The sequence below is a fragment of the Collimonas pratensis genome (genome assembly GCF_001584185.1).
GTDB classification, from domain to species: Bacteria; Pseudomonadota; Gammaproteobacteria; order Burkholderiales; family Burkholderiaceae_D; genus Collimonas; species Collimonas pratensis.
On record NZ_CP013234.1, the window covers coordinates 453,294 to 470,085 of the forward strand.

Sequence of the window (16,792 nt, forward strand, 5' to 3'; positions counted from 1 at the left end):
CTGACTTGCTTGCGTTACGCAGACACATGTTTTGTGCCACGGCAGCCGGCCATGACGTTGGAGGAAGATGATGGAAACGACAATAAAAAATATCAACAGCCTGGAAAAAGAAACGATGAGGAAGGTCATTCTTCGCATCATCCCGTTTCTGATGGTTTGCTATCTGCTGGCATTTATTGATCGCGGCAATATCGGCATGGCGGCGCTGCAGATGAATCATGATCTCGGCATTTCGCCCAAAGCATACGGCTTTGCCAGCAGCTTGTTTTTCATTTCGTATTTCATTTTTGAGGTGCCTAGTAATCTCGCCCTGCAAAAATTCGGCGCGCGTAAGTGGATCGCCCGCATCATGGTGACCTGGGGCCTTGTGTCCGCAAGCACGGCTTTTGTTCAAGGGGGGCCATCGCTATTCGTTCTACGTTTCTTTCTGGGCGCTGCCGAAGCGGGCTTCTTTCCAGGAGTATTGCTATATCTGACATATTGGGTGCCGTCTGCGTATCGCGCGCGTATCGTTGCGATATTCATGGTTTCGATCCCTGCAGCCAGTTTCATCGGATCGCCGATTTCGGCCATGTTGCTGCAGATCGATGGCACGCTGGGATTACATGGTTGGCAATGGCTATTCATTCTGGAAGGGTTGCCTACTGTGCTGCTCGGATTTGTCTGTTTATTTTTTCTGACTGACCGTCCCGAACAAGCGCATTGGCTTGGTACAGAGCAACGCGACTGGTTGTCCGCGCGCATTCAGAAAGATAGAGCTGAAAGCAAACTAATTTCGCACGTCTCGCTATGGAAGTTGTTTCGTAGCAAGGAAGTGCTGGGTATGGCATTGGTGTGCTCCACGGCATCTGGGGCCGGCACTGTGCTTGGTGTTTGGCAACCACAACTAATCAAATCCTTTGGCTTAACAGTGATGCAGACCGGCATGGTCAACGCAATACCCTATCTGCTGGCGTCGGTAATCATGGTCTTGTGGGGACGGCATTCCGACCGCAGGAACGAACGTCGTTGGCATACGGCCATTCCTTTGTTAATGATCGGAGGCGGCATGGTTTGCGCACAACTGACGTCCGCATTGCTACCCACCATAGCTTTATTGTCGTGTGTGTTGATTGGTGCCTATTCATTCAAAGGGCCGTTCTGGGCTCTGGCTTCCGGTTGGTTGGCTTCTGGCTCCGCTGCTGCCGGCCTGGCGGGAATCAATGCGGCGTCAAACCTGATTGGCGGCGGCCTGATGGTGAACGTATACGGTTGGATCAAAGCAGAGACCGGCAGCTATGCATTGGCTTTGTTGCCGTTGGCGATACTGGCGATGATGAGTGTCATTTGCCTGCTCATTCTGGACTACCAGGCAAACCGTTCCAGTCCGGTGGTTGGCTGCACCAAGACCGTTTGATGTGCGGGTGTTGAATACCGCCTGATAGAAAGAGAATCATGAGCTTTTTTTTCGCACCGCCGAGCATTTGTACCACCGTGTTTACGCGCTTGCCTGATCGTTTTCGCCAAACGCGTCCGACTGCGTGGGCAACGCCAAGGTGTTGCTACTTGGTACACTGATTATGTTTTTGCTTGGCGATCCGGCGAAACAATCGCATCTGACCGCTAACAGAGGGAAATAACATGCAAGATATCAAAACGCCTCACGTACCGGTGCGGGAAGATTGGCTCAATACGCATACCGAGGCGATTCTGGAGCCTGAAATTTCGATCGTTGATGCTCATCACCATTTATGGGATCGACCGGGCGCGCGCTATCTTTTTCCGCAATTCCAAGAGGATATGTGGGGCGGTCACGACGTGCGGCAGACTGTGTATGTGCAATGTCGCTCCATGTATCGCAGTAGCGGGCCGGTCGAGATGCGACCGGTGGGAGAGGTCGAATTCGCCAACGGTATCGCCGCGCTCGGAGAAAGTGGCATTTATGGTGCGTTGCGTCCATGTGCTGCCATCGTTGGCGGCGCCGATCTTTTGATCGGCGACAAACTGGAGCCTGTTCTGGAAACCATGCGGGCAATCAGTGGCGGGAGGCTGAAAGGTATCCGCAACCCGGTTGCTTGGCATGAAAATGATGCCGTGCGTTCAAGTCCGGTACTGCCGCCGCCAAGTCTGATGCGAGATCGGCGCTTCCTGAATGGTGCAGCGTGTTTGCAGCGCCTCGGTCTGTCACTGGACGTTTGGGCGTATCACTCGCAACTTAGGGAATTGGTTGATCTGGCTAAATTGCTTCCAGACCTGCATATCGTATTAGATCATCTGGGAGGGCCGATTGGCGTAGGCCCTTACACAGGTAAGCGAGATGCGGTATTCGACGACTGGAAAGGGCAAATGACGCTACTGGCACAATTGCCGAATGTCTATGTAAAACTGGGCGGCCTCGGTATGCCGGTAATGGGGTTCACCTTTCACGAACAGCCTCGTGCCCCTTCTTCCAGCGATCTTGCGATAGCCTGGCGACCTTATATACACACCTGCATAGAGCTCTTCGGCGTTGGACGCTGCATGTTCGAAAGTAATTTTCCGGTCGATAAAGGTATGTTCAGCTATGCCGTGTTATGGAATGCCTTCAAGCGCCTGGCCAGCGGTGCTTCGGCTCAAGAAAAAGTGGCGTTGTTCAGTGCAACCGCCAAATATGTCTATCGCCTTCCTGTCGAATAGAAATTATCCGAAGCGCCTTATATTTTTCCATTCCCGCTAGAGGAGGAGACACAGTGTTAAATCAAAAAGAAATAAAATCTGTCAGTTCTGAATATATCTCGACGTCAAGCGCGCACAAAATTGCCGACAGTTCTGACAATGCCTTGCCCTGGTATCGCGAAGTGGGGTCTGCCGGCTGGGCTGCACTGCTGCTCGCAGGGTTGGGCTGGATGTTTGAAAGCTATGACTCGTTCATGCTTTCCCTGACACTACCTACTTTGGCGACGGTATTTGATCTGAGCAAGACGCAAATCGGTGCGCTCATCAGCGTAACGGCTGCAGGTCAGATTTGCGGGGGAGTATTGTTTGGCTGGGTCTCCGATAGGTTAGGGCGGGTCCGGACAGCCTATCTCTGCATTTTGATTTATTCGATATTTTCCGGATTAATCGCCTTCGCACCATCAATATCGGTGATTGCGGCACTGCGCTTTTGCGGTGCCCTTGGCATGGGGGGGACCTGGACCGCGGGAGCCGCATTAGTGGCAGAAACATGGGGGCGAAACATCGCGGTCGCGGTGGCGCCCTCATGCAAATGGGATTGCCGATTGGGGCTATCGTTGCCATCGGTGCTGCGGCGGTAGTGGGCAACCTTGCCGGCGGTCTTGGCGGCAATGGTTGGCGCATTCTGTATCTGATCGGGGCATTACCGGCTGTAATAATGTTTTTTATTGCACGGCGCACGCCAGAGTCGCCTGTTTGGAAAAAGAGAACGCAAGCGAGCTTATTGAAGACCAGGCGCAGATTTTCATTGCCATCACCCGCAGAGTTGAAGGGGATTAAGCACGCATTCTTTTTTATCTTTTTTCTCCAATACATTTTTTGGGGCGTATTCACCTGGGCGCCAACCTTTCTCATTGCATCAAAGCACCTGAATTTTTTGCACAGCCTGAATTTCCTGATAGCCTTGCAATTGGGAGCCATCGCCGGCTTTATTGTATTTGGAAGTTTCGTGGACCGGTTTGGGCGACGTCCTTTGTTTTTCTCTTATCTCGGGATCGGCATCTGCTCCGTCTGCTGCTACGTGCTCTCGGTTCAACCCGGTATTTTGCTGGTCGCGTTGTTCTTCACGGGATTTAGTGTCAACGGCATCTTTGCAGGACTCGGTCCTTTTACAGCGGAACTGATTCCAGATACAGAGTCTCGCGCCTTCCTGATGGGACTTGCCTATAATGGCGGACGTATCGGCGGATTGCTGGCCCCCTCTATTATCGGAGTGCTGGCAACACACGGTGGGGCAGAGCTGGGAATGAGTACCACTATTGCCGCTTTTGTTTTCGCTGCCGTGGTCATATTTTTCGCTCCGGAGACTAAGGGGCGACAACTAAAATAATCGAGCACAGGTAAATGTCAGACGCGAAAAAAAATGATGATCTTCCAATCGATCAGCGAAGACTTGCCATTGCCACGGTTATCTGTGGCTTGGCGATGGCGGTCATGGATGGCACGATTGCCAATCTTGCTCTGCCTTCGATTGCGCGCGACATGCATGCGACGGCGGCAGAGTCCATCTGGATCATCAATTCATACCAGATCGCAATGGCAATTTGCCTCCTACCGCTAGCGTCACTGGGCGAAATTGTCGGTTATCGCCGCATCTACCTGATTGGTTTGATGATGTTCACCCTTGCCTCGTTGGCATGCGGTTCAAGCAACACTATCGCGCAACTGAGTATTGCACGCGTTCTCCAGGGCTTTGGAGCGGCGGGAATGTTGAGTGTGAATATTGCGTTGATCAGATTTATCTATCCCGCGGACATGCTTGGCCGTGCAGTTGGCTACAACGCGCTTGTTGCCGGCTCCGCGACAGCGCTCGGCCCTACCGTTGCCGGACTGATACTGAGTGTCGCCTCATGGCACTGGCTTTTTCTGATCAATGTTCCCATCGGTGTTGTGGTGCTAGCCATCGGCTATCGGTCGTTGCCGGCCAGCCCATTGGCAAAGCATCGCTACGATGTACTAAGTGCGATGTTGTGCATGGCTTCAGTTGGTTCGTTGCTATATACCGTCGACGCGATTGGACATCTTCAGGGAATTTTCTCCATTTTAAGTTGTGCAATTCTCACGGTTTTCGTCGTCGCCTTGTTGTTGCGCTTTCAGCCAGCCAACGCACCGATGCTCCCTACAGATTTACTTAGAATCCCGTTGTTTTCGCTATCGATAGGCACGTCCATATGTTCATTTGCGGCACAAACAGCCGCTTATGTGATGCTGCCTTTTTACCTACAGGAGCATTTAGGGCAAAGTGCTGCGCATGCCGGGCTGCTATTGACTGCATGGCCGGCGGCAGTCGCAATGACTGCATTAGTGGCGGGCAAAATGTCCGATCGTATGTCGGCCGGTTTATTAGGAGGGATAGGTCTGGCAATTTTAACGCTCGGATTACTTTCTTTGCTGACCGTGACGGCGGAGAGTGCGGACGGCCTTGTTGCCATACGGCTGGCGATATGCGGCTTTGGCTTTGGGTTGTTCCAGTCTCCCAATAACCGCACAATGATTAGTGTTGCCCCGACATTGCGCAGCGGAGCAGCAAGCGGCATGCTGGGTACTGGGCGCCTTATGGGACAGACAGCGGGAGCGTCGTTAGTTGCATTCGCTCTTACTGCGACATCGTCGCCGTACATTGTCATTCTCCTGATCGCGGCGATTTTATCGGGTGCGGCTTGCTGCGTTAGCCTGAGACGAGTCGGTTTGTCGCCAACTGTACCCACATAACATTTTCGGCTATACGATTACATGTGCCGGTTTTTTACGCTCAAACACGCTCAGTTTTCACGACCAATGGCAATGAGGTGAATCTGGTTCTCAGCCCAGTTGTTGTCGATCAGATGATGGACACACCTTCACCGGCAGTTCGCAAACCTGGAACCCTAACGGCAACGGCATGACCGACTTGGCGGTAAATCCTTTCGCCGAAGGCGATGCCTGGCTGGCCGACGCTAACAATCTGTGGCATTCCGTTGACTCCGGGTCATCTGGACCAAGCTGACCGCAATGGCAATGGCAATGGCAATGGTAGAGGTTGAATACACGAATGTGCATGGCGCCCTCAAGGTTGCTCTAGAGGTGCCTGCCATGGTTTCCAGCTATTCGGCGGCGATCTACGTTGTCGGCATCCTTTAGTAAATCCCCCCAGATCAGCAGTACTTTTGGCTTGTTTGTCCATGCTGTCAAAAAGCAGAGAGCCAAGTACTTCCATGGCATGGAGTCAAACGGGAAAGTCATCACGTCAGAAAAGTATCACCTAGTTCTAACTGTAGCTTAGCTTGCGCTGCTGCTTCGTCGAATACGTCGCTAGTGGGATTTACGTAAATCTTCGGCGAAGCGCCAAGGCGAACAGATAGGTCTTGGGCGAGCGCTAGAAGCTTGCCTCGTAGTGCCTCTAATGCAGCTGGGTCGAAGCGAAGGGTTAGCCCGAAGATGGTCATCGAGCCAATCAAGGCATTGTCGGTACCGAATACGGGGACGGACATAGAGGACGAGTGGGGGTTGTTGATGCCCATGGAGATGCAGACGTACTTGCCGCCAGAGCGGGCCGCATTGCCAGGAACTGAAAAGAATCGGAGCACCTGGGCACTGGAGGTTTGGTCCAGTGGGAAGAGAGAGCCTGATTTGACAGTGGCTTTGACTGATGCCGGAGATTCGACAGCATAAAGGCAAAGACGTTGCTCCTGCTGACGGATATAGAAGGCTGTGCTTTCCTGGGTCTCGTGAACCAATTTTTCAAGGGTTGGCACGATGAAGTCTTTATAGTCGAATTTCGATTCAAAAGCCTTTCCGAGCTGGTATGCACGTGGACCGAGTTGATACGAATTGTCGGCCCGTTGGATGACATATCCCTCACGAATAAAGGACATCAGGTAGCGATGAATGACGCTCTTGAAGAGGCCGGTTCGCTCTTCCAGCGCCGCTAAACCGAAGGGTTCGGGGGAGTCAATGAAGGCGCTGAGGATGGTCAGGCTACGTTCAGCGCCGAGAACCGTACGGTCAGGGGCAGCGTCTTTTTCGGCGGTTGATTTTGAGTCTGTCATTTTTTTCATAAACGTTTTTCGATTTCTTTCTTTCGCGCTTAAGCGTATCACTTTTCACACGTGGCGCGATGCACCAAAAAACGGGAAAATAAAAGCATTCACGCACCCAGAATGTGATTGCCATAAGAGTTTCCGACAATTTCGCACCGCACCAAAGCATGCTCTAACTATTTGAATTTTAATAGAAAAATTCGCTTGTTATAAATTCATAATGACATTATGATTTATTTGCACTTCGTCGTTCAACACTTGAAAGGGAAGAAAATGAATTTGAAGTTCATTAGCAAGAGACACTTGGCAATGCTGGTAGCCGTGGTGACCTGTACTTTCTCGGTCGCAGCTTACGCGGACCGTCTGGCCGATATAAAGGCTCGCGGTACCCTCATCTGTGCGACTTTAACCAGTAGCGAGCCTGTTGGCTTTGTTGACCCTGCTACCCGTCAAGTTGTGGGATATGACGTGGATATGTGTGCGGCCGTGGCTAAGGAAATGGGCCTAAAGCTGGAGCAAAAAGGGGTATCCGTTGAGGCACGTATTCCTGAGCTGACCTTGGGGCGCGTGGACTTGGTTATTGCGGCTCTGGGTGGACAAAAGAGCGCGCACAGCAAATCGACTTCAGTTCGATTCACTACCAGATTCCTATCAAGTTGATTGCTCACACCGAGTCCGGCTTCACTAAGATCGATGACTTGTCAACGAAGCGGATTAGCGCAAACAAAGGTTCGACTCCTGAGCTGTATGCTCGCCGTATGTTCCCGAAGGCAACCGTCCTGACTTTCCAAGATAGCCCTTCAGCGTTCTTGGCCTTGGCACAGAACAAGGTACAAGCGCTCGCTATGTCGCAAACTTCAGGCGTGCGTTTCGTGAATGAATCGAACGGTAAGTACAAATTCCTGGACGGTATCCTCGCATTTGAGCCGACGGGTATGGGGTGAAAAAGGACGAGCCAGCCCTACTGGCCGCCGTGAATGGTGCATTGGAGCGTCTGGAGAAATCTGGTCAGAACGACGCAATTTGGAATAAGTGGTTTGGTGCTGGTACCAAATACAATATTCCTCGAGAGAAGAAACTGACTCCGATCTCCGCCTTCCAGTAACTAACTCTGCTTTGCTTGAAACTAGGTATGTCGACGAGAAATCGAGCGACCTCTGGGGCGCGTTGCCCAAAGATCTTTGAGTCGTGCATTCCTGCCCGCCAATGTGGTGCTAGGACCCTCCCATTGGTGGGTGTAGCAAGAATTAGCAAGAAAGCGAAAAATGATTAATCTCGATTTCGGTGCGGTATTGCAAGGTCAGTACCTCGATTGGCTCATTGGAGGAGCATTCACGTCGCTAGGGCTGTTCGCTACATCCTGGATTTGCGCGTTTGCTCTAGCAGTCATTATCGTCGCCCTGCGGGCACTGGACTTCGCTCCTTTGGAGTGGGTGATTGCAGCGTATGTGAACTACCATCGCAACGTTCCTGGTCTGGTACAAATTTTCGTCTGGTACTTCGGCGTTCCAGAACTTTTGCCGTCTTCAATCACCGGGTTTATCAACGAGCACAACGGCGAATTCATATTCGCCCTCATTGCACTGTTCCTCAATGCGGCAGCATATATGTCCGAGGACCTGCGAAGTGGTCTGCGGTCGGTCGCGACTACCCAAATGGAAGCAGCTCGTGCCTTAGGTCTCTCGTATGTCCAAACGATGCGCGACGTGCTGCTACCCCAGGCGATTCGCGTATCAGTGGCGCCTTTGGTAAATCAATCTCTGAGTCTATTCAAGTCCACCAGTCTTGCAATGGCCATCGGCGTGGCTGAGATGACGTATTCGAGCCGGCAAATCGAAAACGAAACATACCGCACCTTTGAAACCTTCGCGATTGCATCAATTTTCTATTTATTAATGTCTTGGACCATCATGGCCGTCGGCGCTTACTACAACCGTCATCTGCAAGTGAAGGAGCGCTGAAATGAGCGATTACATCGAGATTCTGAGGGGTTTCGGCCTGCAACTGCTGGTCGGCGAGTTTCCGCAAGGTCAGATTGGTGGTCTGGCATTAACCTTGATTCTTGCCGTGACCGGCCTTGCTTGCGCATTTCCGCTGGCTGTCCTGTGCGGTATCGCGCGTACGAGCACCGTTCGTTGGGTCGCGATGCCAGCTGCAGCGATTGTGCATACTGTCCGCGGCCTGCCTGTCCTGATGCTGATTTTCTGGGCATATTTCATCGTTCCCATGCTGATTGGCACCTCAGTCTCTGGCATCACAACAGTGATTTGTGCCCTCATTGTCTACGAAGTTGCCTTCCTGGGCGAGGTCATCAAAGCTGGCATTCAAGCCATCCCGAAAGGACAGGTCGAGGCATCTCGTTCGCTGGGGATGAGCTACATCAAGACGCTGTGGGATGTGGTGTTGCCGCAAGCTCTGTTTAACATGATTCCGAGCATCCTAAATCAGCTGATTTCGCTCATCAAGAACACGTCGCTGGCCTACATCATTAGCGTCAACGAACTTACCTACGCGGCTTATTCAGTCAACTCCCAGTTGTTGACCAAGCCCTTCCAAGTCTACTTCCTGCTGGCGATGACCTATTTCGCTATCTGCTACAGCCTGAGCTCGCTGGTCGGAATCGCTGAGCGCCGTATTAAAACCAAACGTCAATTCAGGAGCACGTGATGATTCGATTCAACAATGTGAACAAGTGGTATGGCGATTATCATGCCCTGCGTAACGTCAACGAGGAAGTGTCGCGCGGTGAAGTAGTCATCGTTTGCGGCCCATCGGGCTCGGGTAAATCGACCTTGATTCGAACCGTGAATCGTCTAGAGCCCATCAATAATGGACAGATTTACGTCGACGGGATTGACATCCACGGCAATGGCATTGATATCAACAAGCTGCGTAGCCGTATCGGGTTCGTCTTCCAATCCTTCAACCTGTTCCCGCACATGAGCGTCGCTCGCAACGTGATGCTAGCGACCATGCGTGTGATGAAGCTCTCTGAAAAAGAAGCCCGTGACACCTCGATGGGGCTGCTAGAGAAGGTCGGTCTGGCGAATAAGGCCGGGGCGTACCCTGGTCAGCTGTCTGGCGGCCAGCAGCAGCGTGTGGCAATCGCACGTGCTCTGGCAATGAAACCTCCCGTAATGCTGTTTGACGAACCGACATCGGCACTGGACCCTGAAATGGTTGGCGAAGTGCTGCATGTAATGAAGCAGCTGGCATCCGAAGGGATGACGATGGTTTGTGTCACCCACGAAATGGGCTTCGCTCGGGACGTTGCTGACCGCCTGATTTTCATGGCAGATGGCGAAGTGCTGGAACGCGCTACCCCACAAGCTTTCTTCGAGCGCCCGCAACATCCGCGTGCCCAGAAATTCGTAGCAGACATCCGCCACGCCTAATTCCTACCCAATCAATGACAGGTTACTAAACGAGTTCATCATGACATTTATTTCCCATTCGCTTTCCCGCATCAAACCATCCGCAACTATCGCTATTACCCAGAAAGCCCGTGAACTGGCTGCACAGGGTCGCAACGTGATTGCACTGAGCTCCGGTCAGCCGGATTTCGATACTCCGGACAACATCAAGCAGGCTGCCTACGACGCGATTCGTCGCGGCGAGACTAAATACACTGCCGTTGCCGGCATCACTGAGCTGCGCGAAGCCATCGTCGCAAAGTTCAAGCGCGAGAACCAGCTGAACTACAGCGTAGCCCAGACCATCGTCAGCTCGGGCGGCAAGCATGTCATTGCCAATGCGCTGATGGCTACGCTGAATCCTGGCGACGAGGTCATCGTGCCGGCACCGTACTGGGTGTCGTACCCGGAACTAGTCGCTCTGTTCGGCGGCAAGCCAGTGCTCATAGGTACTTCGCGCGCAACCGACTATAAGCTTCGACCGGAAGATTTGGAGCGTGCAATCACCCCGCGTACCAAGTGGATTCTCTTCAATTCGCCCTCTAACCCCACTGGGGCTGCATACACTCGTGCGGAGTTGGAAGCGTTGACGGATGTTCTGAAGCGCCATCCCCATGTCTGGATTCTGGCTGACGACATCTATGAACACCTTGTGTATGACGGCTTCGAATTCACCACTCCGGCTCAAGTCGCTCCCGAACTGTATGAACGTACCTTGACCATGAATGGTGTATCCAAGGCCTACGCAATGACCGGCTGGCGTATCGGTTACGGCGCCGGCCCTGTCGAGTTGATTAAAGCAATGGAAAAGGTACAGGGACAAGTCACATCGGGCGCTACATCGATTTCACAATGGGCGGCTGTTGAGGCCTTGAATGGTCCACAAGACTACATCCACAATAGCCGCAAAGTATTCCAAGAGCGGCGCGACCTAGTGGTTTCAATGCTGAACGATGCAGAAGGCCTGGATTGCCCGACTCCTGAGGGCGCTTTTTATGTCTTCCCGTCCTGCGAAGGACTGCTGGGCCGTACTACCGAAGGTGGCAAAGTCATTGAGAACGACGAGGATTTTGTGACGGCATTGTTGGAAACAGAAGGTGTTGCGCTAGTTCACGGCAGCGCATTCGGTCAAGGTCCGAACTTCCGCCTATCGTACGCCGATTCCACTGAGCGTCTGCGTGACGCCTGCACCCGTGTGCAACGCTTCAGCGCCTCGCTGCGTTAATTCTTCATTCAATTACATATAGTCATAGGAACTCATCATGACCGCAGGTTTTCGGATTTTCGAACGTCAGCGCAAAGTTTCTGGCGAGGTTGTCCAGAAATTTTCTTCCATTCCGGTCGCGAACATCAGCGACTCCATGTCGCGCATGAACGCGGCTGGTTCTCAGCTGCGTCCGCTGCATCAGGGGGGAAGCTCGCTGGTGCAGCAATTACCGTCAAGTCCCGACCGGGCGACAACCTGATGGTGCACAAGGCTCTGGACTTGGCAGAACCAGGAGATGTTGTTGTGGTTGACGCTGGCGGCGACCTCACCAATGCAATCATCGGCGAGCTGATGGTGGCGCACGCTATCCAGCGTAAGCTAGGCGGAATCGTCATCTACGGCGCCGTCCGTGACCTGGATGCAATTCAGAGCGGTACTTTCCCTGTCTTTGCCGCCGGCGTGACTCATCGTGGTCCCTACAAGGACGGTCCTGGCGAAATCAACGTTCCTATCGCCATCGGCGGCATGGTCGTTAACGCCGGTGACCTGGTCGTCGGCGACAGCGATGGTTTGCTATGCGTCGCATACGATGACCTGGATGAAGTGCATGCGGCAGCCAAGGCAAAGAACGATGCTGAAGCCGGCCAGATGGCCGCAATTCGCGCTGGCACGAACGACCGCACTTGGGTGCAGTTCACACTGGACAAGCTCAAGTGCGAAGTGGTAGGAGGTAAGTAATGGCAGCGCCAGACCACCCCGTCCAGCTCTCGCCGCATCTTCATGTACGCGAGGACTGGCTTGCTCTTACCAAAGAGGAGGTCCTCGAGCCGGGCCTCCCTATCATTGACGCACATCATCATATCTGGGACCGAGATACTGGCCGATACCTGTTCGACGAGCTAATGGTCGATATCAACTCTGGACATAACATCATCGCCACTATATTCGTTCAGTGTCGCAGCATGTACCGGCAAGACGGCCCCGGGCCAATGAAGCCTGTCGGTGAAGTTGAGTTCATCAATGGTTTGGCGGCACAGTCCGCATCCGGCCTCTATGGACATGTACGCGCTTGCGCCGCAATTGTCGGATTTGCAGACCTGATGATGGGGAGCGAAGTCGCTCCAATTCTGGAAGCGCTCACCGCAGCAGGCAATGGTCGTTTGCGCGGCGTTCGCAATACCACTGCGTGGCATGGCGAACCCGCTATCCGTACCAACCCAATTCCACCTCCGCCAGGAATGCTCACGAGCCCTCAGTTCCAAGCTGGTGTTCGTTTACTCCCAGCCCATGGCCTCACCCTTGACATATGGGCGTACCACACTCAACTTCGAGAGGTCTTATCTCTGGCGAAGACTTGCCCAGATACGACCATCATTCTTAACCACGTTGGTGGGCCGCTTGGCGCTGGTTCCTATAGAGAGAAACGTTCGGAAGTGTTGGGGGAGTGGGGTGCCGCGATGGAGGAGATTGCCTCGCTTCCCAATGTCTATTTGAAGCTTGGTGGTCTTGGGATGCCAGTTGGCGGATGGGACTTTCATCTCAATGAGGCACCGCCCACCTCTGAGCTACTGGCTATCGCGTGGCGTCCTTATATCGAGGCAGCTATCGATATGTTTGGGCCTACACGATGCATGTTTGAAAGTAATTTCCCGGTGGATAAGGGGATGTTTGGTTATGTCAGCTTGTGGAATGCCTTCAAGCTCCTGACCAGAGGTCTGTCTGGAGACGAACGGAAGGCCCTGTTCTGCGGTACTGCCCAAAAAGTGTATCGCATTTGACCGAAGGCCACTGAGCAACCGATAGCGCCCGACGGCCGTCAAAAAATGCTTTGGGCGTAACAGCATGGAAAACAACAAGTGGAAGACAATCTAAAAGACAGCACGTTGCATGAGGCTGATGGTTTGCCGACTAATAAGCGAATTTTGGCAATTGTAGCCGTAGTGCTGGCTGTCACCATTGCGGTGATGGACGGCTCAATCGCGAACCTGGCGCTACCTTCTATTGCGCGTGACATGATGGCTACCGAAGCTGAGGCCATCTGGATTATCAACAGCTATCAAATTGCAATGGCGGTATTTCTCCTGCCTCTGGCATCTCTCGGCGAAGTTGTTGGCTACCGGCGAGTATACCTGGTAGGTCTAGTGCTCTTCATAATTGCATCGCTAGCTTGCGCCGTCAGCGGTACGATGGTGCAGTTGAGCCTTGCCCGCGTTCTGCAGGGCATGGGGGCCGCAGGCATTCTGAGCGTAAATACTGCGCTCATTCGCTTCATCTATCCCCGCAAGATGCTTGGGCGCGCCATCGGATATAACGCACTTGTTGCCGGCACCGCTACCGCGCTTGGCCCAACGGTCGCCGGCATTATCCTGCACTTCTCTTCTTGGCATTGGCTCTTCCTCATTAATATCCCGCTAGGATTTATCGCCTTCTTCATCGGCCTCAAAGCATTGCCGTTGAACCCACTGTCCAAACGTAAGTTCGATACTAAAAGTGCCGCAGTCTGCATGCTATTCGTTGGACTGCTCCTATATTCGGTCGATGCGATTGGCCACGTCGAGGGGCTGCAGACTGTACTGGTTTGTATAGTCTTCACGGTGCTGAGCTTATTGGTACTGCTGAAGGTTCAGTCGAAATCGGCGCCGATGCTTCCTTTGGACCTGCTGCGCATACCTATGTTTGCGCTGTCCATCGGCACGTCATTCTGCTCCTTTGCTGCGCAGATGGCGACCTTTGTCATGCTGCCATTCATGCTACAGAACCATCTGGGCATGGGAGCGGCGCGCGCGGGCATGCTGCTGACCGCTTGGCCTATCGCTGTAGCTTTGACCGGCGTTGTCGCAGGCAAGCTGTCTGATCGGATCTCCTCAGGTTTGTTGGGCGGCATTGGCTTGGCAATTATGAGCGCAGGTTTGCTGACCTTGCTCATTGTGGACCGAGCTACGTCGGATATCACCATCGCGGCGCTCTTCGCAATCTGTGGCCTTGGTTTTGGCCTGTTCCAGTCACCGAATAATAAGACAATCATCAGTTCGGCTCCACGCTCTCGAACTGGTGGCGCCAGCGGGATGTTGGGTACTGGGCGCCTGATGGGGCAGACACTCGGTGCCTCGATCGTCGCAATGCTGCTGACCATTTCCATTTCTCCTTACAAGCTGGTACTTATTAGTGCCGCAGTGCTTGCTGGCGCAGCTAGCCTTGTCAGCCTCTCTCGGATTCGATACGGCAATGATTAATAACCTTGTGTCTGGAATTGCCGAAAGTTCCAAGCGCACAGGACCATTTATCGATAAGAAATCAACGAGCATTGAACGCATAATCTAAAGATAGAAAGAGTATCTGATGCAGAAAACCGCAGGACAAGCCTCGCCTGAGTCATCCCCCGCTAGCTCGCTACTTGAGCGTATTGCGAGCTATCACATAGGAATTCTCCCACTAGCTAGGCTCTACCCACTGCGGTCAGACGAATGCCGCGTCCCATCCGCTCGAACAAAGGCGCACCCAGCTGTTCTTCCAGCCGGTGTCTATGCATTTGGTCAGGGCCGGCTGGGTTTTATAGAGCCGCTCGGCAGTGCGTCCTACGTGTCTCTCGTCGGCGATAACTTCAAAATACTTGAGCTCGCGAAAGTCCATGATTCATTCCTGAAATTTATGAAATTCAAAATAAAAGCAAATATACATTAAAAAAATCGCAGCGTAGACTGCCTTCCAAACTAGAACTTCGCCCACTGCCAGCGCGGAGAAAACATGGAGACAAAGATGTTAATAGCAGCACAGACACGTCGAGAATTCTTGCGCCGCAGTGGCGTAATGTCTATTGCGCTTGGCGCCACAGTTTGGTTGCCGCCAGCGTCGGCCTCCGATTCCTATCACTCCCCGACTCTTCACAGTCTCCTTATACCTATTCATCGGGCAGAGAACGGGCTGCTACCAAATTACCGACCCGTGCATGCGATTGCCACATGCACATCTACGACGACCGTTTTCCTTGGACGCCGGGAGCCAAATTGACGCAGCACAACTGCCGGACCTGATGGCCGCATGGGCCGACTTTGTCGAGGGCCTCAAGACCATCCTGGTCGACGTCGCACGTCTGTACCATTTCTGATCGGGTCGACATGAGCCAAGCACACGACATCAACACGACGCATGACATCTCCGCCGCCAGCGAAACGGCGATAAACGAACAGGCTACGATGAAGAAGGTGATGCGTCGCCTGATTCCCTTCATCCTGCTGTGTTACGTGGTCAGCTACCTGGATCGAATCAACGTCGGTTTCGCAGCGCTGACCATGAACAAGGACCTGGGCCTGACGCCGTCGCAGTTCGGCCTGGGTGCCGGCTTGTTCTTCATTGGCTACTTTTTTTTTGAAATTCCCAGTAACTTGGCGCTGCATCGCTTCGGAGCACGCATGTGGATCTCGCGCATCATGATCTCCTGGGGCGTGATCTCGATGCTTACCGCCTTCGTGGTTGGCCCCAAGAGCTTTGCACTGGCGCGCTTCTTCCTAGGCATGGCCGAAGCCGGCTTCACGCCAGGCATTTACCTGTACTTCACCAAGTGGTTTCCGGGCGAGTGGCGCGGCAAAGCTACGGCCTTTTTCCTAGTTGGCATTCCGGTTGCCAACATCATCGGCTCGCCGATCTCGGGCGCGCTGATGGAAATGCATGGCCTGTGGGGCTACAAGGGCTGGCAGGTCCTGTTGCTACTGGAGGCACTGCCAGCGGTGGTGCTCGGCACGATGTGTCTGTTTCTGTTGCCGGATCGTCCGTCCAAGGCCTCTTGGCTGACACCGGCCGAGAAGCAATGGCTAGAAGCCAAGCTCGATACCGAACAAAACGTGCTGGCTGCGCGCCACGGCAACAAGCTGCGCGATGCTTTCACCAACTGGCGTGTGTTCGTGCTGGCCGGAGCCAACTTTTGCGGCATCCTAGGTTCGCTCAGCATTGGCCTGTGGCTGCCGCAGATCATCAAAGAATTCGGCCTGCCTTCTCATCAAGTCGGATTAGTAGCGGCCGTGCCTTACATCGTCGGCGCCATCGCCATGACCTTGTGGGCAAGGCTGGCCAGCAAGAGCGACAAGAGTTTGTTTTTCGTCGCCGGCGCGATCACCACTGCCGCCGTGTCAGTGGCGATCTCTGCCTTCCTGAACGATCCGCTGTTGAAAATGCTGGCCATCACCGTCGCTGTGGCTTCCATCCTTTCCTTCCAGGCGACGTTCTGGGCAATTCCCTCACGCTTCCTCACCGGCCGTGCGGCCGCGGGCGGCCTGGCGCTGATCGTCTCCATCGGCAACCTCGGCGGCTTCGTTGGCCCGTCGATTATCGGTTTCATCCGTGAGGCAACTAAAGGCTTCACCTATCCGCTGATCTTCGTGGCCAGCGCGCTCCTCCTGGGCGCGGTGATCACACTGGCACTCGGCGATCCCACCAAGAGCAAGCAGTAATTCTTCAGGAAAACA

The 16,792-nt window shown here is 53.5% G+C and carries 12 protein-coding genes and 4 pseudogenes; 14 read left to right on the top strand and 2 right to left on the bottom strand.

The annotated features are described in order from the left end of the window. The first annotated feature begins 70 nt into the window (after positions 1-70). The 4 genes and pseudogenes from CPter91_RS01975 (at position 71) to CPter91_RS01990 (ending at position 5,406) form a co-directional block, all read left to right on the top strand. Positions 71-1,396 carry an MFS transporter gene (locus tag CPter91_RS01975; RefSeq protein WP_061945746.1) on the top strand — a complete coding sequence of 442 codons (1,326 nt, stop codon included), beginning with the start codon at positions 71-73 and terminating at the stop codon, positions 1,394-1,396. 224 nt (positions 1,397-1,620) lie between these two features. Next, the gene (locus CPter91_RS01980) at positions 1,621-2,655 is read left to right on the top strand and encodes an amidohydrolase family protein (RefSeq protein ID WP_061936277.1); all 1,035 of its coding nucleotides are present in this window, start codon (positions 1,621-1,623) and stop codon (positions 2,653-2,655) included. 95 nt (positions 2,656-2,750) lie between these two features. After that, positions 2,751-4,024, top strand: a pseudogene (locus CPter91_RS01985) (MFS transporter). A 14-nt stretch (positions 4,025-4,038) separates the two neighbouring features. After that, positions 4,039-5,406 carry an MFS transporter gene (locus CPter91_RS01990; RefSeq protein WP_061936280.1) on the top strand — a complete coding sequence of 456 codons (1,368 nt, stop codon included), beginning with the start codon at positions 4,039-4,041 and terminating at the stop codon, positions 5,404-5,406. A gap of 509 nt (positions 5,407-5,915) precedes the next feature. Here CPter91_RS01990 and CPter91_RS01995 read toward each other — a convergent pair. Further along, positions 5,916-6,731 carry an IclR family transcriptional regulator gene (locus CPter91_RS01995; protein WP_061936282.1) on the bottom strand — a complete coding sequence of 272 codons (816 nt, stop codon included), beginning with the start codon at positions 6,729-6,731 and terminating at the stop codon, positions 5,916-5,918. Between the two features lie 291 nt (positions 6,732-7,022). Between CPter91_RS01995 and CPter91_RS02000 the strand changes: the two are divergent. The 8 genes and pseudogenes from CPter91_RS02000 (at position 7,023) to CPter91_RS02035 (ending at position 14,566) form a co-directional block, all read left to right on the top strand. Beyond that, positions 7,023-7,818, top strand: a pseudogene (locus CPter91_RS02000) (ABC transporter substrate-binding protein). Positions 7,819-7,978: 160 nt separating this feature from the next. Beyond that, positions 7,979-8,674, top strand: coding sequence for an amino acid ABC transporter permease (locus CPter91_RS02005; protein ID WP_061936285.1), 696 nt, complete (start codon positions 7,979-7,981; stop codon positions 8,672-8,674). A gap of 1 nt (position 8,675) precedes the next feature. Further along, on the top strand, positions 8,676-9,380 hold the full coding sequence (locus CPter91_RS02010; RefSeq protein ID WP_061936287.1) for an amino acid ABC transporter permease: 705 nt from the start codon (positions 8,676-8,678) through the stop codon (positions 9,378-9,380). Next, complete coding sequence (locus CPter91_RS02015) at positions 9,380-10,108, top strand: amino acid ABC transporter ATP-binding protein (RefSeq protein ID WP_061936290.1); 729 nt, start codon at positions 9,380-9,382, stop codon at positions 10,106-10,108. The genes CPter91_RS02010 and CPter91_RS02015 overlap by 1 nt, the downstream gene beginning before the upstream one ends. Positions 10,109-10,148: 40 nt before the next feature. Beyond that, positions 10,149-11,351, top strand: coding sequence for a pyridoxal phosphate-dependent aminotransferase (locus CPter91_RS02020; protein ID WP_061538530.1), 1,203 nt, complete (start codon positions 10,149-10,151; stop codon positions 11,349-11,351). Positions 11,352-11,388: 37 nt separating this feature from the next. Next, positions 11,389-12,071, top strand: a pseudogene (locus CPter91_RS02025) (RraA family protein). Continuing rightward, the gene (locus CPter91_RS02030) at positions 12,071-13,111 is read left to right on the top strand and encodes an amidohydrolase family protein (RefSeq protein WP_061538532.1); all 1,041 of its coding nucleotides are present in this window, start codon (positions 12,071-12,073) and stop codon (positions 13,109-13,111) included. Before CPter91_RS02025 ends, CPter91_RS02030 begins: the two are co-directional and overlap by 1 nt. A gap of 78 nt (positions 13,112-13,189) precedes the next feature. Then, positions 13,190-14,566, top strand: coding sequence for an MFS transporter (locus CPter91_RS02035; protein ID WP_082792544.1), 1,377 nt, complete (start codon positions 13,190-13,192; stop codon positions 14,564-14,566). 206 nt (positions 14,567-14,772) lie between these two features. Here the strand turns inward: CPter91_RS02035 and CPter91_RS25530 are convergent. After that, positions 14,773-14,963 (bottom strand): annotated as a pseudogene (locus CPter91_RS25530) (LysR family transcriptional regulator); the annotation flags it as partial. Between the two features lie 126 nt (positions 14,964-15,089). Here CPter91_RS25530 and CPter91_RS25535 point away from each other — a divergent pair. Beyond that, a complete protein-coding gene (locus tag CPter91_RS25535) occupies positions 15,090-15,341 on the top strand; it encodes a twin-arginine translocation signal domain-containing protein (RefSeq protein WP_417924872.1) in 252 nt (83 codons plus the stop codon). Positions 15,342-15,448: 107 nt separating this feature from the next. Further along, positions 15,449-16,777: an MFS transporter gene (locus CPter91_RS02040; protein WP_061936293.1), complete on the top strand. Its 1,329-nt coding sequence runs from the start codon at positions 15,449-15,451 to the stop codon at positions 16,775-16,777. Positions 16,778-16,792: the final 15 nt, after the last annotated feature.

What these genes read in the sequence shown, in the direction of transcription:
- CPter91_RS02005 (WP_061936285.1), top strand. Translation starts at nt 7,979, where the DNA reads ATGATTAATCTCGATTTCGGTGCGGTATTGCAAGGTCAGTACCTCGAT.
- CPter91_RS01990 (WP_061936280.1), top strand. Translation starts at nt 4,039, where the DNA reads ATGTCAGACGCGAAAAAAAATGATGATCTTCCAATCGATCAGCGAAGA.
- CPter91_RS02015 (WP_061936290.1), top strand. Translation starts at nt 9,380, where the DNA reads ATGATTCGATTCAACAATGTGAACAAGTGGTATGGCGATTATCATGCC.
- CPter91_RS02010 (WP_061936287.1), top strand. Translation starts at nt 8,676, where the DNA reads ATGAGCGATTACATCGAGATTCTGAGGGGTTTCGGCCTGCAACTGCTG.
- CPter91_RS01995 (WP_061936282.1), bottom strand. Translation starts at nt 6,731, where the DNA reads ATGAAAAAAATGACAGACTCAAAATCAACCGCCGAAAAAGACGCTGCC.
- CPter91_RS02030 (WP_061538532.1), top strand. Translation starts at nt 12,071, where the DNA reads ATGGCAGCGCCAGACCACCCCGTCCAGCTCTCGCCGCATCTTCATGTA.
- CPter91_RS01980 (WP_061936277.1), top strand. Translation starts at nt 1,621, where the DNA reads ATGCAAGATATCAAAACGCCTCACGTACCGGTGCGGGAAGATTGGCTC.
- CPter91_RS01975 (WP_061945746.1), top strand. Translation starts at nt 71, where the DNA reads ATGGAAACGACAATAAAAAATATCAACAGCCTGGAAAAAGAAACGATG.
- CPter91_RS02040 (WP_061936293.1), top strand. Translation starts at nt 15,449, where the DNA reads ATGAGCCAAGCACACGACATCAACACGACGCATGACATCTCCGCCGCC.
- CPter91_RS25535 (WP_417924872.1), top strand. Translation starts at nt 15,090, where the DNA reads ATGTTAATAGCAGCACAGACACGTCGAGAATTCTTGCGCCGCAGTGGC.
- CPter91_RS02020 (WP_061538530.1), top strand. Translation starts at nt 10,149, where the DNA reads ATGACATTTATTTCCCATTCGCTTTCCCGCATCAAACCATCCGCAACT.